This is a genomic window from Paenibacillus sp. GL_099_B (genome assembly GCF_057835695.1).
Genome location: NZ_CM174430.1, coordinates 1,572,390 through 1,588,952 on the forward strand (window position 1 = coordinate 1,572,390; position 16,563 = coordinate 1,588,952).

Sequence of the window (16,563 nt, forward strand, 5' to 3'; positions counted from 1 at the left end):
TGAATCAGGAGCCGTAACCGTGTTCTTGATCTTGATTTTGGCTGGAATTTTTATGTTTGTTTCCATATTCATTGATTATGCACGTATTGCTGCTTTCAAAGTACAGGCAGAACGAATGACGCATGCGGCGATGAGATCTGTGATGTCAGCATATGATCCGTCCCTGCGGGAATACGGTCTATTTGGATACGGTGACAGCAGTGGTGAGGCTATCATGGCCAAAGTGTTGAATGATAGTGTGAAGCCTTCAGCTGTGAAAGATGGATTTCCAATTTTGGATATCCAGTGGGATACAACTTCACTAAGCATGGAGCGTGAATTGGGCAGATACGATATTTTTAATCGCCAGATTCAGGAGGATATGAAATATCGAGCGCCGGTTGATTTTACCCTGGAAGTGGTCAATCGTTTTAAGCCGATGTCAGAAGAGATGAAAGAAGCTGCTCATACTGTGGATCTGCTCAAAAAATTGCAAAAACTGTATGACAAACGTGAGGAATTGCTGGACGAAGCAATCGCCAATCAGACGGAATCTGCCGATAAGCTGAAGGGTTTGCCCGCACTGATCATGAATCCGCCTTCCTCTGCCATTTACGATGAAATGTTAAGAGAGACGCCTGAGACAGCTGCCGAAGTAGCGGCGCGTTATGCGGATTATCTAAATAAAAAACAAATGGATGAGGGACTGCCATTCAACGAGCAACAGTACATGCTAGAGCTGGCTCGTTATCGAACAGGCGTAGGGAATGTGGCGATAGGCATAAGCATGATCATACAGCCAGCACTGCAGGCTCACCAGACGAAACTGGAGGAAGCACAAGCCAAGATTGAAGAAGCTCGCAAGATCAATGAGGAAATGAAGCGGGTAATCGCTGAAGGGGAGAACCGTTCACAGAATGCCAGTTATGAAAAAGTAGGCAACTCAACGCTGCCTGGGACGAGCCCTCCGTCTACCGGATCGGGAAGCGAAGCCAAGAGTACACGCTCCCTTGCTTCGGAACTTGTAAGAGCCGACACACTATTCGATCAGTTAAATGCACGTGTACGCTCACAAAATTCGGATTTTACCAATGTCAGCAATGAAAGTATGGAGCTTAATACGCAGCTTCGCACTGTTACGGTAATGAGTGGTGTTTCCATTAAACCAGCGGTTAGACAGGCTAGCCAGGTCACGGAACGATACATGGACACTTACGTGAGAAGTGGACCCTCCAATGTCATTCTTCAAAGCAAACAGCTGTTGGAGAGCGGTCGCGGATCTGATGCCCAGCGCAAAGCGAATGACAAGGAATCCAAAGGGAAGTTGAAGGATGTTAAACGCATATTATCACAAATTGAAAAGGGAAGCTCCGGCTCAATGGAAGCCTTCAAGCAACTGGAAGAGTACTACAACACCAACATCGCTTTTAACAAAGCTAGTCGTGAGGAAGCCAAAAAGGCAGAGATTGCTGGCGATCCGTATGACTCCGGTGGTGAAGCCATGAACGGAATGGACAGTTTGTTCGGCGGGATGTCCAATTTGCTGGATAGCCTTGGCGATGAATTGTTCCAGAATGAGTATGCACTGGCGTATTTCAACTCAATGGATTTTGGACAGTTGTTGGGCTGGACTGAAGGTAGTGGAGATGCTGGTGAAGTGTTCAAACTGGAGAATCAGGAACTGGAGTACATCGTCTATGGTTTTCATAATCCTTCTGGGAACATTGCCGCTGCATATGCGGAGATCTTTGGCATGCGTCTGGCGATTCGAACTGCAGAAGGATTAATTGAGAATAGCAAGCTTGGGAATCCACTACTTGTATTATCTGCTGCAATTTTATACGGAATTACAAACGCTATAGCAGATATGGTGAAACTGGCCAAAGACGGCAGTGTGGAATTGTCCAAATATATCAAAGTCAAACTTACATACAGGGACCATCTCCGTTTGTTCCTATTAATGCATAGCAACAATGAACGCAAAATGTCCAGAATGTTGGCTTTGATCCGATTGAATACCGGCGTGAATCCAGATGAGAAGCAGACATACGCTTCGGGAAATATGCGCAGTAGTATCAAATTATGGTTCTTACCGGGAGTCACTAGAAGTATAGGTGCAGTCATGGGTAGTGCAGACCAGGTAGAAGATGGGCGATTTTTCATTGATCGGAAGGCCGATTATTCCTATTGAATAATCCGGGTCGTTTCGGTGGAGGGATTATGGATAAGCAGCATCAGCAGGAAAAAGTTTTGGCATCTTTGCACAATCGACTAACACGAATAAACAGACTGGAAAGATTGAAATCTCTGACTAAGCAGATACGTTCTATCCAGAAGGTGCATTCTCCAAAAAGAGAACAGGGCAGCATCGTTTTGGAAGCCTCACTGGTTTTGCCTGTATTCCTGTTCTTTGTCATGTTCCTCATTTACATCGTACAGATGACGTTAGTATCAACAGCGTTGCAGAGCACGGCAGGAGAAGCAGTAAAGCAGTTATCCACGAAAATATATCCGGTCTCCCTTGTATTCAGCCCCTCTGATTCCGCAGGTAGTGGAGGCTCGGAGGGTGGATGGAAAATACCGGAGCTGTCACTAACGGAATGGGCCGAAGAGTATGCCTCTTCGCTACCAGAGCCGCTAAGCGATTGGGTACGTGCTGCCGCTGCCAGAGGTGAACAACCATTACAGGAGATCAAGACATCCGTTCTTGAGACAGTACTTGATCCGACTGTTAAACCGCTGCTTCAGCCTTTTATTAATACTTCTGTATTGGATGTAGAGCGTGTGCATGTTAACGGTATTTCCATACCTGATCTCAAAAATAAAACGAACCCTTACTTTCGGCTTGAATTGAGCTATGAATTGCCTGTTAAGGTCCCCTTTCTAGGGAAATCTTTACGCATTCAAGCGGCTGCGGCAGAACGGGTATGGATCGGAGATACCGGAGAAGGCTCCAATGGTAATGGAGGAGAAGCGGATTCTGCAGGAACAGTAACCGTGTTATCCAAGCCGGAGCCAGCATACATAGGCAATAATGCATCAATTAAGGTCAAAGTGGAGCCTGGAGCTACAGCGAACTTAACGATATTTTACAAGTCCGGTGAAAGTTCAGCCAAACATATCGGGTGGGCGACTGCCGATGAAAATGGTGTGATTGAGTGGAATTGGTTTGTTGGTACACGTACAACGGAGGGCACATGGACATTTGTTGTAGAGACTGCGGATGGTGCCAAGACGGTGACCGAGTTTAATGTGGCTTCCAGAAAATAAGGAAGGAGATGATGGAGGTGGAGTGGTTTTACCTGGCCTGTGGTCTTTATGTGATTGCAGCTTTTGTTACAGATGTTCGTTCGATGAAAATTCCAAATCGTTTGACTTTACCAGTGACTGTCGCGGGAGTGCTGGTCCATATTATCTGGGGAGGATGGGAGGGGTTTCTGTTCTCCGCAGCTGGATTCGCGATGGGGTTTGGTGTCTTATTCTTAATGTATCTGATAGGGGCAGTGGGCGCGGGAGATGTTAAATTGTTTGGAGGAATTGGAGCTTGGACAGGGCTGGCCTTTGGCGTTCACGTTATTATTTACTCCGTTTTGTATGCAGGGGCAATTGGATTAGTCATTCTATTGTTCCGCAGGGATTCAGCGAAGCGGATTCGTGGCATGGCAGGGAATCTTGCCGGTTTCTTCATGCTCGGTTCGCTCAAACTGGTTAATCAGGAAAAGACACTGAAGTTTCCTTTTATGCTGGCCGTATTACCGGGATTCATTAGCGCCTATATCTACATGACTTAACTAAGCAATGGAAAGAGAGGATTGGCATGTATGGATTAACGAGAGATTTCATTCGAAACGGCGGATCGTTTATGGTTTTGGAGAAAGCGGAAGGGCTGCGAATGGACGAACTGAGCCGTGTGCAGATGGGCATGCTGTCTTCCAATCAAATTCCCCGTCTTCTTCCCGTTCATATTAGAGAGGTAGACCGAAATGTAACGTTACAATATGATATTTCGGGATATAAGATGTTACCTCAAATGTTGAAGTCAGGAAAAATCAAGCTGCGTGTGTTATATGGTCTATTGTTTCAGCTGGCAGATACGTTTACGGAATGTAGACAATATATGTTGGATTCACGTAAATTACAGATTCAGGAAGAGTACATATTCATAAATGGTTCACTTGAACTGGGAGAACTTGGTTTGGTATACATCCCGATTGTCGATGCAGTTGAGGTCGATCCGACCCCTCAGCAATTCCGGGAACTGGTTATTAGGCTAATGGCCCATGTTCAGGAACTTCAGGGCGAAGGAATTCAGCGTGTCCTCCAGCTATGCAACGTTGAACAATGGGATATCAGACAACTGCGTGAACTTTTGCTTGAATTATATGCAGATGAGCAGAGTGGTTCAGGCCAGGCATCGTTTATGTCTTCACGTGGGTCATCCGGCACAACTGATCATCATTTTGGAATGCCACTTTCTGCAGTTCCAGAGCAGGGAAATGATCCGTTTTCTAATAGAAGTGGGCAAGATCAGTATCGTCAGTTGGATCGAAATGGCGAAGCTGGGCAGCAGTTGAAATCAAATCATCAACCTAGGATACATACTGCGGAGGATGATAAACCACTTAACAAACCCTTTTCAGGATTTTCAGGCAGACGTTCACCGATAGAGTCCTCATTGCAAGCGAAAGGTATTGAAAATCCGTCACAGCGCCAAACTTTTGATTCAATACAGGACGATGATATGGAAAAGGATGAGAAGGACAAGAAGCAGGATTCTTCCAAAACGACCTATATCATTCTGGGCTGTATGATTGCCATGGCGCTGGTATGGAGATTCATCTATATGGAACAATCAGGGCAGACACAAATGATTCTATCTACAGCATTAAGTGCTGGGTTGCTTGGGATCGCGGGTTGGGCATGGGTGACCAAAGGGAAATTCAAAAATTCGAAATCCAATCTGCTAAGCAAAAAGATGCCGAATGAAGAATATACAGATGGCGAATTACAAGAGGGCTCTACCAATAGGAGATCTGCTTTTTTTGGCTTGGGAAGAGGCAAAGATAAGCAGAAAGAAAGCGAAGAAGAGATGTTTCAGGAGAGCTGGCGTTGGAATGCATCTGAAAAGTCACCAGAAGGTAACGCCTATGCACAAGGTTACACGAGTCAACAGAGCTCTGGTGATATGCAAAGTTCTGAATCAGGACGGAGGCACTCTTTTGAATCTAGGTCATCTGTAGCAGGGAATTCTCGCTTTCAAAATCTACATATACCATCCGAAGTATCTGATGAACCTTTTGTTCAGCATGCTGTCGAATCCGTGGCTGCAACATCGGAACTTGTTCGTCATCATGCGGCGGCTGATGCAACTGTAAACTTGCAAAGTGTTGCTGGCGGAAGCATTACAGGAGCAGGTCCAGTTGCACCTTCTTTTTATCTTGAACGCAGATCAGCAACAGGGGACAAAAATGAACGGATGGATATCCGTGGAGCATCGTTTGTTATTGGCCGATCTGCGGACATGGTCCAGTGGGTAGATTCAGCAACCGGTGTGTCCCGTGCTCATGTGGAATTGAGCCGGAACAAATCGGGCTATGTCATTAAGGATTTGGGTTCTGTGAATGGAACCATTCTCAAAGGCGATGTTCTTGCTCCATACAAAGAATATCCACTGGAAGATGGAGATACCTTTGCGTTGGCTGAGTCTGTTTACACGTATCGATCAGTCGGATAGACCCCGGTGTTTTAGATCTTCCAATGCATCGATTAATGTAGGGAAGGTGAACTGAAATCCGTGATCCAACGCTTTTTGCGGGATAACCCGCTGTCCCTGAAGCAGCACGACAGAGAGTTCACCGACCAGTGTTTTGATCAGAATTCCGGGTACGGGGAACCAGTGCGGACGATGATACACTTTGCCTACCGTACGTCCGAATTCATCGTTGGTAACTGGGGTGGGCGAAGAGGCGTTCACTGGACCGGAGATTTCTTTATTTTGGATCGTGAAATCAATCAAACGCACAATATCCATAATATGAATCCAACTGGTCCACTGTTTGCCACTTCCCACCCTGCCCCCAACACCAAGCATATAAGGCAGTTTCATTAATGGAAAAGCACCTTTTTTATGACCAAGCACGAGGCTAACGCGGATTTTCACGAGTCTCACATGTTTGATGGCATCAGCAGCAATTTCCCATTGTTGAGAAACGCGGGATGGGAAATTCACCGATTTTTGAGGACTGTTCTCATCAAATGTTTCTGTAGGAGAGGTGCCATAGATTGCCATGGCAGATGCCTGTACGACCACCTCCGGTTTGTGTTCCAGTGAATCTATCAATTTGGCTACGCGTGCTACAGTAGTCACTCTTGATTCAACAATCTCCAGTTTCGCTTTGGTTGTCCAACGTTGATTCAACGTTTCTCCGGCGAGATTCACCAAGGCATCCATTCCCTCCAGCAAATGAGGCTGTTCCTCTACCTGTTCCCATGAGATATAAGTAAGGTTTTGGCTGGGATTATGTAAATTCGGCAGTTTGCGTGTAATAACTTTCACATGATGGCCTGCCTGAAGCCAGTAATCAACGATTGCTCCTCCGACAAAACCGGTACCTCCGCAAATCGCAATCTTCATCTTGGCGACCCCCTTGTTATGTTGACTGTACTGACATGTATTATCGAATCGACAAACAGCCCCGACGGTAAGCACTGCCTTGCTGGGAATGACTTACCTGACGGAGCATGTTTGCACATATGTAAGCCAAATACATGTTCGTCTGAATTCATTGATCTATTTATTCATCAAATGTTTATAAGGCGAATAATCAATTTGGTTCTTCTCCAAAAATTTCACCAGAAACTTATTATCCCGCTTCGGTGTGGCTATAATGTATCCTTTAATGCAATGATCTCTGGATACTTCAGGCGCATTATTTTCGAACGCAATTTTGCCGATCTCTGCTGCAATGGAATGTTTGGCGATATCTCGAAATGGTCCGGGAACGGGTTCTACAAGTTGATCGAGGAAAGCTTTTGCTTCATCTGTCCATAAATGACGGCTGGTTTCAACCCAGTGATTCTGCCAATCGAGTTTCGACTTCCCGTCTGCCTTCGGAAGCACTTTCAAAAACTTGCGCATCATAAAAAATCCGCCAACACACATACTTCCAAGCAAAAGAACTGTCCAGAATGCAATCGTGTTCATAAACCAATTGCTGGGGGAACTACTTGTCAACGTCAAAGCGTAGGAGCCGAAAATCATTGCGGAGTCACCTCGGTTTATTGATTTTCACGGAAAGACGGATTCCGCCCCCCATGTTCCAAATTACAGCTGTAAAAAATAGCCTATATCCCGAATTATAGCGCATTTCTAGATTTATTTCGATAATCGCGTTAGAATAAGGGATAATTCAGAAAAAGGGGGATTAATGATGCTTAAAATCGGCTCCCATGTGTCCTTTTCGGACAAGGGATTATTGAGTGCAACGAAGGAAGCGTCCTCGTACGGTTCTAGTTCGTTTATGATATATACGGGTGCACCGCAAAATACCCGCCGCAAGCCTATTGAGTCCATGTTTATTGAGGAAGGCAAGCTTGCGATGCAAGAGGGCGGAATGGAAGATATCGTTGTCCATGCGCCATACATTATTAACCTCGGATCATACAAAGAAAACACGTATGAGCTGGCCGTCAGTTTCCTTCAGGAAGAGATTCGTCGTACACATGCGATTGGTGTCAAAAATATCGTGCTGCATCCCGGCGCATTTACGGACAAGGATGCTCACTACGGCATCGGACGTATTGCTGAAGGCTTGAATGAAGTGCTAGATGGTGTGAAAGAGACGGATGTTAATATCGCTCTGGAAACGATGGCTGGCAAAGGAACTGAGATGGGCCGCAGCTTCGAAGAGATTGCTCAGATCATGGAGAAGGTTACACACAATGAACGCCTTACTGTATGTATGGATACATGTCACATTCACGATGCAGGTTATGATATCGTGAACGACCTGGACGGTGTTCTTGAACAATTTGATCGTACGGTAGGGCTTAACCGCATTGCCGTAATGCATATTAATGATAGTAAGAACCCTGTGGGTGCGCACAAAGACCGTCATACACCGATTGGCTCTGGCTGGATTGGTTTTGAGGCAATTAACCGCATCGTGCATCACGAAGCTCTTAAGGGCCGTCCGTTTATTTTGGAAACGCCTTGGATCGGCAAAGAGGCCAAAACTCAGCGTCCTATGTATGAAGCAGAGATTGCATTGCTTCGCGGGGATGTTGCTGGTCGATTTGGTCCCGAATTCCTGACAGAAGTGGAACAACTGCATCATTTCTTCAAAGGAAAAGAGATTGAGTCTCGTTCATATGTTCTGGATATCTGGACGCTGCTCAAAAATGATGCCAAAGCGAAGAAAGCCGATCCACGTGAGCCGTTGGAACGTCTGTATGACCTCGTGGCTGAAGCCGCATTGTTCCCACATTTGAATGAAGAACAACTGAATCATCGTTTGATCGCCTGGCTTGCAGGCAAAGAAATTTTTGTCACGGCCTAGTTGAAGGAGGAAGAATAACCCGATGGAGATTCACGCTAAACAAGTACGTCCTGATGTTAAAAACCGCGCCGATCGGGCGCGGATGCTCATTTCCTGTCCGGATGGACCGGGAATTGTTGCCGCAGTATCCCATTTCTTGCACCAGCATGGTGCAAACATTGTACAGTCGGACCAATACACAATGGACCCGGCTGGCGGCATGTTTTTTATGCGGATCGAGTTCGATCTTCCACAATTATCGGTGAACCTGCCCAAGCTGGAAGCTGATTTTGAAGAAGTGGCAAACCGTTTCAAAATGGATTGGAGTCTTTCTGCGGTTAGCCGCAAGAAGAAACTTGCTATCTTTGTATCCAAGGAGGATCACTGTCTGGTCGAGCTGTTGTGGCAATGGCAAGCTGGCGATCTGGATGCAGACATCTCACTTGTTGTGAGCAATCATCTGGATATGAAGGACTATGTAGAATCATTTGGCATTCCTTATCACCATATTCCTGTTACAGCAGATACGAAGAAGGAAGCGGAACAACGTCAGTTGGACGTCATTGGCAATGATATTGATGTAATTATTCTTGCCCGTTACATGCAGATCATTTCCCCGATGTTCATTGAGCATTACCGCAATCGTATTATTAACATTCATCACTCGTTTCTGCCTGCCTTTGTCGGTGGTAAACCATATGCCCAAGCGTACAACCGTGGTGTTAAAATTATCGGTGCGACGGCTCACTATGTTACGGAAGAGCTGGATGGCGGACCGATCATTGAGCAGGACGTTCAGCGTGTAAGCCACGGGGATGATGTAACCGAGTTGAAACGCATCGGACGTACCATTGAGCGTGTAGTTCTTGCCCGTGCGGTCAAATGGCATGTTGAAGACCGTGTACTGGTTCATGAAAATAAAACCGTTGTGTTTTAAGCTAATGCTTTAATACTGCGCAAGGTTGATTCGGAAAGATACAGTTCAGTTCTATTCCGAAAAAAAAGAAAAGGCGATTCCCTACTAGTGTTTGAATGGGGGATCGCCTTTTTGGCTGTGCTTCCATACATGACCGCACCAACCAACGACCATGCCAAATAACAGATGCCCTGCCAGCCAGTAAAGTATCGCTTTTATATTATATAGATCAGGCACACGGCTCGACAGCTGGGAGAGTGGGATATACAGCAGGGAAGAGAGCGCGCCGATCAGAACGCCTTTGGATATCGGATGACCTGAACGCTGAATCCACCATATGTAGAAGATGCCAATCATTATGGAAACGATAAGATGCAGCCCAAATTCAATGAACTCAGGTAGCGTGGGCGGAAGCCATGGAACAAAATCAATGTTCAGCAGCAAGGTATAGACTTTTACACCAGTGTAAGTCTGAATAGCCTTTAAAAAGAACCCGAGCAAAAGTCCGGATGTAAGACCTGTTAAAACCCCGGCTTTCCAGGGTAATATGTGCTTTAGCGACTTTGGTGACTTAGCCAAATGTTCCGGCATATGCGAATCCTCCTTTCCATATGAAGTACAGCCTGATGTGCACAAAAGTCCGATTTTTCCAATCATGATCAAGGACCATTATATGCAAAATCAACTTCGATATCTAAAAAGAGTATGGTTTTCCGCTTAAAGGTTATACTTCATCCGATGGATTTGCGATGCTGGCTGAGCTAGAAGATATGCTGAAATGCTCAGTATGACACTCTTTTTGCGCAACTGGAAACAAATCCCTCGTCATAAACAGCCGAATTTTCCCGATCTTCTAAAAGAAGGTTATGGAAAACCTTCACGCCAAGTGATACAATACAAAAGTGAATAAGTCAAAATGAAACACTCAAGCGGATTCACTTATTGTGAAATTCGGTTTGCTTGTATGATGAGAGGGATTCGCTTGCGCAACCCGACTTATCTAAAGACATGAGGAGGACAAACCATGACTGACAAGAACGAAGCGATTCAAAAGGAAGAGAACAACACCATCGACAACCTGTCGATCACTACCGTACGTACACTGGCGATTGATGCAATCGAGAAGGCAAATTCCGGACACCCGGGAATGCCTATGGGCTCCGCTCCAATGGGGTACCAACTTTTTGCAAAAACGATGACACATAACCCGGACCACCCAACTTGGGTTAACCGGGACCGTTTTGTTCTGTCCGCGGGACATGGCTCCATGTTGCTGTACAGCTTGCTTCACCTGAGCGGGTATGACCTGCCTATGGAACAATTGAAACAGTTCCGCCAATGGGGAAGCAAAACTCCGGGTCACCCGGAATTCGGACATACTGCAGGCGTTGACGCAACAACTGGACCACTGGGCCAAGGTATTGCAATGGCTGTAGGTATGGCTATGGCTGAAGCTCAACTGGGCGCAACATATAATAAAGACAAATTCAACGTAATTGACCACCACACTTACGCAATCTGTGGTGACGGTGACTTGATGGAAGGCGTATCCCATGAATCAGCTTCCCTGGCTGGACGTTTGCACCTGGGCAAATTGATCATGTTGTTCGACTCCAATGACATCACTTTGGATGGTAAATTGAACCTGTCTTCTTCTGAAAGCATCGCGAAGCGTTTTGAAGCTTATGGCTGGCAAGTGCTGCGCGTTGAAGATGGTAACGATCTGCCTGCAATCCAAAAAGCAATTGAAGAAGGTCAAGCAGATACGCTTCGTCCTACACTGATTGAAGTTAAAACTGTAATTGGTTACGGTAGCCCGAACAAACAAGGTAAAGGCGGCCACGGCGGTACTCACGGATCTCCACTGGGTGCAGACGAAGCCAAATTGACTAAAGAGTTTTACAAATGGGTTTACCAGGAAGATTTCCACGTTCCAACTGAAGTTCGCGAACACTTTGCACAAGTGAAAGATCGTGGTATCTCTGCTAACAAAGCATGGGACGAGAAATTTGCTGAGTACAAAAAAGCATTCCCTGAGCTGGCAGCTCAATTCGAAACGGCAATCAATGGCGACCTTCCAGAAGGTTGGGATCGCGATCTGCCTAAATATGCAGCAACAGACAAAGCTGTATCCACTCGTGTAGCATCCGGTAATGCACTGAACGGTTTGGCTCATAACGTGCCACAACTGACAGGTGGATCTGCTGACCTTGAGAGCTCCACAATGACTCACTTGAACAATCTGGAGAACTTCTCACCTGAAGATTACTCCGGTCGCAACATCTACTTCGGTATCCGTGAATTCGGTATGGCTGGAGCAATGAACGGTATGGCACTGCACAGTGGTGTGAAAGTATTCGGAGGTACATTCTTCGTATTTACAGACTACCTGCGTCCAGCTGTTCGTTTGGCTGCACTGATGGGTCTGCCTGTAACTTACGTCCTGACTCACGACAGTATCGCTGTTGGTGAAGACGGTCCTACTCACGAACCAATCGAGCAATTGGCATCCCTGCGTATCATTCCTAACCTGACAGTTATTCGTCCGGCTGACGGTAATGAAACTTCTGCAGCATGGGCTTATGCGCTTGAGAACAAGAGCAATCCGGTTGCACTCGTACTCACTCGTCAAAACCTGCCTATTCTGGAAGGTACCGTGGAAGGTTCCCGTGAAAACGTGAAACGTGGTGCGTATGTTGTCTCTGATGCAAAAGAAGGCAAAGCCGTTGCCCAAATTATCGCTACAGGTTCCGAAGTGCAACTGGCTGTCAAAGCCCAAGCAGCACTTGCTGAACAAGGCATCCAAGTTCGCGTAATCAGCATGCCGAGCTGGGATCTGTTCGAGAAACAGGACAAAGCATACAAAGAATCCGTCCTGCTTCCGAATGTTAAAGCTCGTCTGGCGATTGAAATGGCTCACCCAATGGGTTGGGAAAAATATGTCGGCGATCACGGCGACATTCTCGGAATCAGCACATTTGGTGCATCCGCGCCTGGAGACCGTGTTATCCAAGAGTATGGCTTCACTGTGGAAAACGTGGTTAATCGCGTAAAAGCATTGCTGTAATAGCTTGAAAAATGCTGCAGGAGGTACAGTTTAATTTCTGTCCTGCCTAGCAGCAAGTGATTTCCGGCAGATTTAATGGGCGGGCAACCGCCCTGATCTGTTTTGCCTTTTGTTTTGATTAACTTCAGGGGGAGCGGGTACGCATGTCACAGTTTGATCAAGTCAGTGTAGTGAAAGAGGCCAACATTTATTATGAGGGTCAGGTAACTAGCAGAACAGTTATTTTGGGGGATGGCAGCAAGGTGACTCTGGGTATTATGCTTCCAGGCAGTTATGAGTTCGGTACAGATTCCCGTGAGATTATGGAAATTCTGTCCGGCGATCTGAGAGTATTACTTCCTGGAGAAGAAGATTGGCAAGAGATTCAAGGTCAAGCTACGTTCCACGTGCCTGCCGAATCCAAATTTAAACTGGAGATACGCAGCGTTACCGACTACTGCTGTTCGTACCCGGCGGAATAATACAAGAAGGGTAACCAGAACCGCAACTCGCGGATTCGGTTAACCCTTTTTGCTTCTTAAACTCTAACGACAAAGTTCGGGCTGCAAGCTTGTCAGCCCTGTGGATTTGAAGTATCCTTAGGCTAAGTTGTTTTAGAATGGAAAACGGAAAAAAATACGCTACCGATATCAGGAGGTTTTATAGATCATGGCAAAAAAAGTGAAGTTTGACTACAGCACTGCCCTGCAATTCGTCAATCAGCATGAAGTGGACTATTTCGCTGAACCGATTCGTTTGGCTCACGAGCAGCTCCACAACGGAACGGGAACCGGATCGGATTATCTGGGCTGGATTGACCTGCCTACCGCTTATGACAAAGAAGAGTTCTCCCGTATTCAAAAAGCGGCTGCTAAAATCCAAAGCGATTCTGAAGTACTGATCGTCATCGGTATTGGTGGATCATACCTTGGTGCACGTGCAGCGATTGAGATGCTTACGCACTCTTTCTACAACAATCTGCCTAAAGACAAACGCAAAACGCCTGAAATCTACTTTGCAGGAAACAACATCAGCTCCACGTATGTAACTCATTTGCTGGATCTGGTTGAAGGTAAAGACTTCTCCGTTAACGTTATCTCCAAATCCGGTACAACAACGGAGCCAGCGATTGCTTTCCGTATCTTCCGTGCAGCACTGGAGAAAAAATATGGTAAAGAAGAAGCTCGCAAACGTATCTATGCTACAACAGATAAAGAGCGCGGCGCACTGAAAAAACTGGCGAATGAAGAAGGCTATGAATCCTTCATTATCCCGGATGATGTAGGTGGACGTTACTCCGTTCTGACGGCTGTAGGTTTGCTGCCAATCGCAGCAGCTGGCATCAGCATCGAAGAAATGATGCAAGGTGCGGCTGACGCTTCCAAAGAATACAGCAACCCGAACGTAGCTGAGAATGAAGCGTATCAATATGCAGCTGTTCGTAACGCACTGTATCGCAAAGGTAAAGGAACAGAAATCCTCGTCAACTACGAGCCATCCCTGCACTTTGTATCCGAATGGTGGAAACAGCTTTACGGAGAGAGTGAAGGTAAAGACTACAAAGGGATTTATCCTGCATCCGTTGATTTCTCGACTGACTTGCACTCCATGGGTCAATTCATTCAAGAGGGTAGCCGGAACATCTTCGAAACTGTGATTCAGGTTGCTGAAGTATCGGAGCATATTTCGATCCAAGCAGATCCGGATGATCTGGATGGTCTGAATTTCCTTGAAGGTAAAACGATGGACTTTGTTAACAAAAAAGCGTTCCAAGGAACACTGCTTGCACACACAGATGGTCAAGTACCAAACTTGATTGTGAACATTCCAGATATGTCTCCATATTCTTTCGGATATCTGGTATACTTCTTTGAAAAAGCATGCGGCATTAGTGGTTACCTGCTGGGAGTCAATCCATTTGACCAACCAGGCGTGGAAGCTTACAAGAAAAATATGTTCGCTTTGCTGGGCAAACCAGGCTTTGAAGAAGAGAAAGCAGCGCTGGAAGCGAGACTTTCCGAATAATTCATCGGTCTGCTCATATAGTTAAATAAGGTAATGTAATTACATTCGGGGAGTCATTGTGAAGCAATGGTTTCCCGGATGTTAAACAAAGGCAGTTCGTCCGCGTGCGCGCGGGGAACTGCTTTCTTGTAAAATGGATCAAATTGGTGGAAAGTTGGATAGGGATGATTGAACGTTATCGCACGGTTCGAGGACCGGGCAATCTGGAAATTGTAATCAAAAAGTCGCGATTTATCGGTCATATTATGCAGGTCACGACGGAAGAAGAAGCCAACGCTTTTATTGATGAAATCAAGAAAAAACATTGGAATGCTACTCATAACTGCTCCGCGTACATGATTGGTGAGCGGGATGAGATCCAGAAGCAATCCGATGATGGCGAACCAAGCGGAACCGCGGGGAAACCGATTCTTGAAGTCATCAAAAATCAGCAATTGAAAAATGTGGCTATCGTTGTTACACGTTACTTTGGGGGAATTATGCTTGGAGCAGGTGGGTTAATTCGTGCTTATACGGATGGAGCAGTTGCAGCCATAGAAGCCGGGGAAGCGATTACCAAAGTGCTCCATCGTGAAGTGTTTGTTGAACTGGATTATACATGGCTGGGCAAAGTGGAAAATGAATTAAGGAGCCGGGAAGTCCGTACAGGTGAAACTGGGTTCACCGATAAGGTTACGTTGACTTGTCTTCCGCCGGATAGTGAAACCGAGGCATTTGTGGCCTGGATCACAGATTTGACGCAAGGGCAATCCCGGATCACGGAGGGACAGCGGCTTTATTTTATTGAAGGGGAATAAAATATATGGCTAGAAGAGCAGTCGAACAGGAGTTGTCGAGGGAGCGGATACTGGAGGCGGCAAGGCATCTTTTTATTACCAAAGGATACCGTGCCATTTCGATGCGAAGCATCGGCCAGCATCTGGGCTATAGTCATGGGTCGCTGTATTATCATTTTAAGGAAAAGGCAGAGCTGTTTTATGCCATCGTGGTTGAAGATTTCAATCATCTGGGGCATTTGCTGCTGCAAGCCATGGTCAGGCCAGTCATGGGCGGCGTGAGCAAGGTAGAACATATCATGATGGAGTTTATTCGTTTTGGTTTGGAGAATCCGTATCAGTACGAGATCATGTTCATGATTCGGGATGAGGAATTGCTATCGTATTGTCGTACGGAGCAAGGAAGATGCTTTGAATTGTTCGCCTCCATTATTCGGCAATACATGAATGAAGAGGGCTGTACGGAAGAGGATATTCAATGTGTACCACGTACGCTATTTTTGTCCATGCACGGATTCATATCATATTATATTCAGGACCGTTTAACCTTTGCAGAGATTGAATCGGCTGCGTTATCTCATGTCAAAGTACTCTGCCGTAATCTCCAACACCAGCCTGGCGTCCAATAAGGCGCTTTTGTCGCACTCCACACTTCAGGGCGGTGAATTGTCATAACATTAATTCTTTATAACGTTGTCTCGCGAAAGTTTTTGCGGGAAGAAGACCATGACAGGCGGGTTACATCCCTAAAATAGGGTGGACCGCCTGTTTGTTTTTTATTTCGATTGATGGCGAATCATCATTAGAAATGGGGTTGAAATGGAGCTAACCTTCCATGATTTTAAGGAAATATTCCCGTTGACGAGGACCATCAAATTCGCAAAAATAGATGCCCTGCCATCTGCCAAGCAGTAATCTGCCTTCATGTATAATCACCGTTTGTGATGGTCCGGTTGTGATTGATTTCAAGTGAGAAGCCGTATTCCCCTCAGCATGCCGATATTCGGGATGTTCCCAAGGATACACTTCGTTCAGACGAAGCAGTACGTCATGTTTGACATCCGGGTCTGCATTTTCATTAATCGCAATGCCTGCTGTCGTATGTGGACAATAAATCAATACAGTCCCATTCTGCACACCGCTGTCACGGACAGCCTGTTCCACTTCCCGCGTAATATCCTTCATCTCATCCCGTCGGGATGTCGATAAATTCTTCGTATATAACATATTACTCCACTCCTTTTGCTCCAAATTTGTCCCCTAAATTGTACCTTAACCACTACG

At 46.0% G+C, this 16,563-nt stretch carries 15 protein-coding genes; 11 read left to right on the forward strand and 4 right to left on the reverse strand.

Annotated elements, in window-relative coordinates; translation table 11 throughout:
* Window positions 1-19: 19 nt before the first annotated feature.
* The 4 genes from AC3ITG_RS07180 to AC3ITG_RS07195 are packed head-to-tail and all read left to right on the forward strand — an operon-like array spanning window position 20 to window position 5,713.
* On the forward strand, window positions 20-2,170 hold the full coding sequence (locus AC3ITG_RS07180) for a hypothetical protein (RefSeq protein ID WP_489253282.1): 2,151 nt from the start codon (window positions 20-22) through the stop codon (window positions 2,168-2,170).
* A 29-nt stretch (window positions 2,171-2,199) separates the two neighbouring features.
* Complete coding sequence (locus tag AC3ITG_RS07185; protein ID WP_489253283.1) at window positions 2,200-3,249, forward strand: TadE/TadG family type IV pilus assembly protein; 1,050 nt, start codon at window positions 2,200-2,202, stop codon at window positions 3,247-3,249.
* Window positions 3,250-3,260: 11 nt separating this feature from the next.
* Window positions 3,261-3,770, forward strand: coding sequence for an A24 family peptidase (locus AC3ITG_RS07190; protein WP_489254434.1), 510 nt, complete (start codon window positions 3,261-3,263; stop codon window positions 3,768-3,770).
* Between the two features lie 26 nt (window positions 3,771-3,796).
* Entirely contained in the window at window positions 3,797-5,713 is a 1,917-nt protein-coding gene (locus AC3ITG_RS07195) for a DUF6382 domain-containing protein (RefSeq protein ID WP_489253284.1), read from the forward strand.
* On the opposite strand, the gene AC3ITG_RS07200 is transcribed toward AC3ITG_RS07195, so the two are convergent.
* Window positions 5,702-6,613, reverse strand: a complete 912-nt coding sequence (locus tag AC3ITG_RS07200; RefSeq protein ID WP_489253285.1) for a TIGR01777 family oxidoreductase — start codon at window positions 6,611-6,613, stop codon at window positions 5,702-5,704. The genes AC3ITG_RS07195 and AC3ITG_RS07200 overlap by 12 nt on opposite strands.
* A gap of 156 nt (window positions 6,614-6,769) precedes the next feature.
* On the reverse strand, window positions 6,770-7,240 hold the full coding sequence (locus tag AC3ITG_RS07205; protein ID WP_285075126.1) for a DUF2621 domain-containing protein: 471 nt from the start codon (window positions 7,238-7,240) through the stop codon (window positions 6,770-6,772).
* A gap of 169 nt (window positions 7,241-7,409) precedes the next feature.
* Here AC3ITG_RS07205 and AC3ITG_RS07210 point away from each other — a divergent pair, with 169 nt between their 5' ends.
* Both AC3ITG_RS07210 and purU read left to right on the forward strand, forming a co-directional pair.
* A complete protein-coding gene (locus AC3ITG_RS07210; RefSeq protein WP_489254435.1) occupies window positions 7,410-8,537 on the forward strand; it encodes a deoxyribonuclease IV in 1,128 nt (375 codons plus the stop codon).
* A 22-nt stretch (window positions 8,538-8,559) separates the two neighbouring features.
* Complete coding sequence (purU, locus tag AC3ITG_RS07215; RefSeq protein WP_489253286.1) at window positions 8,560-9,453, forward strand: formyltetrahydrofolate deformylase; 894 nt, start codon at window positions 8,560-8,562, stop codon at window positions 9,451-9,453.
* A gap of 84 nt (window positions 9,454-9,537) precedes the next feature.
* Here the strand turns inward: purU and AC3ITG_RS07220 are convergent, their stop codons facing one another.
* Window positions 9,538-10,023, reverse strand: coding sequence for a hypothetical protein (locus AC3ITG_RS07220; protein ID WP_489253287.1), 486 nt, complete (start codon window positions 10,021-10,023; stop codon window positions 9,538-9,540).
* A gap of 433 nt (window positions 10,024-10,456) precedes the next feature.
* Here AC3ITG_RS07220 and tkt point away from each other — a divergent pair, with 433 nt between their 5' ends.
* The 5 genes from tkt to AC3ITG_RS07245 all read left to right on the forward strand — a co-directional run bounded on the left by tkt (window position 10,457) and on the right by AC3ITG_RS07245 (window position 15,908).
* Window positions 10,457-12,499, forward strand: coding sequence for a transketolase (gene tkt / locus AC3ITG_RS07225; protein WP_489253288.1), 2,043 nt, complete (start codon window positions 10,457-10,459; stop codon window positions 12,497-12,499).
* Window positions 12,500-12,642: 143 nt separating this feature from the next.
* On the forward strand, window positions 12,643-12,960 hold the full coding sequence (gene ppnP / locus AC3ITG_RS07230) for a pyrimidine/purine nucleoside phosphorylase (RefSeq protein WP_053781719.1): 318 nt from the start codon (window positions 12,643-12,645) through the stop codon (window positions 12,958-12,960).
* 187 nt (window positions 12,961-13,147) lie between these two features.
* Window positions 13,148-14,503 carry a glucose-6-phosphate isomerase gene (locus AC3ITG_RS07235; protein ID WP_063564402.1) on the forward strand — a complete coding sequence of 452 codons (1,356 nt, stop codon included), beginning with the start codon at window positions 13,148-13,150 and terminating at the stop codon, window positions 14,501-14,503.
* 164 nt (window positions 14,504-14,667) lie between these two features.
* Entirely contained in the window at window positions 14,668-15,300 is a 633-nt protein-coding gene (locus AC3ITG_RS07240) for a YigZ family protein (protein WP_413376229.1), read from the forward strand.
* A gap of 5 nt (window positions 15,301-15,305) precedes the next feature.
* The gene (locus AC3ITG_RS07245) at window positions 15,306-15,908 is read left to right on the forward strand and encodes a TetR/AcrR family transcriptional regulator (RefSeq protein WP_063564400.1); all 603 of its coding nucleotides are present in this window, start codon (window positions 15,306-15,308) and stop codon (window positions 15,906-15,908) included.
* A gap of 196 nt (window positions 15,909-16,104) precedes the next feature.
* Here the strand turns inward: AC3ITG_RS07245 and AC3ITG_RS07250 are convergent, their stop codons facing one another.
* Window positions 16,105-16,506, reverse strand: a complete 402-nt coding sequence (locus tag AC3ITG_RS07250; RefSeq protein ID WP_489253289.1) for a secondary thiamine-phosphate synthase enzyme YjbQ — start codon at window positions 16,504-16,506, stop codon at window positions 16,105-16,107.
* Between the last annotated feature and the right edge of the window lie 57 nt (window positions 16,507-16,563).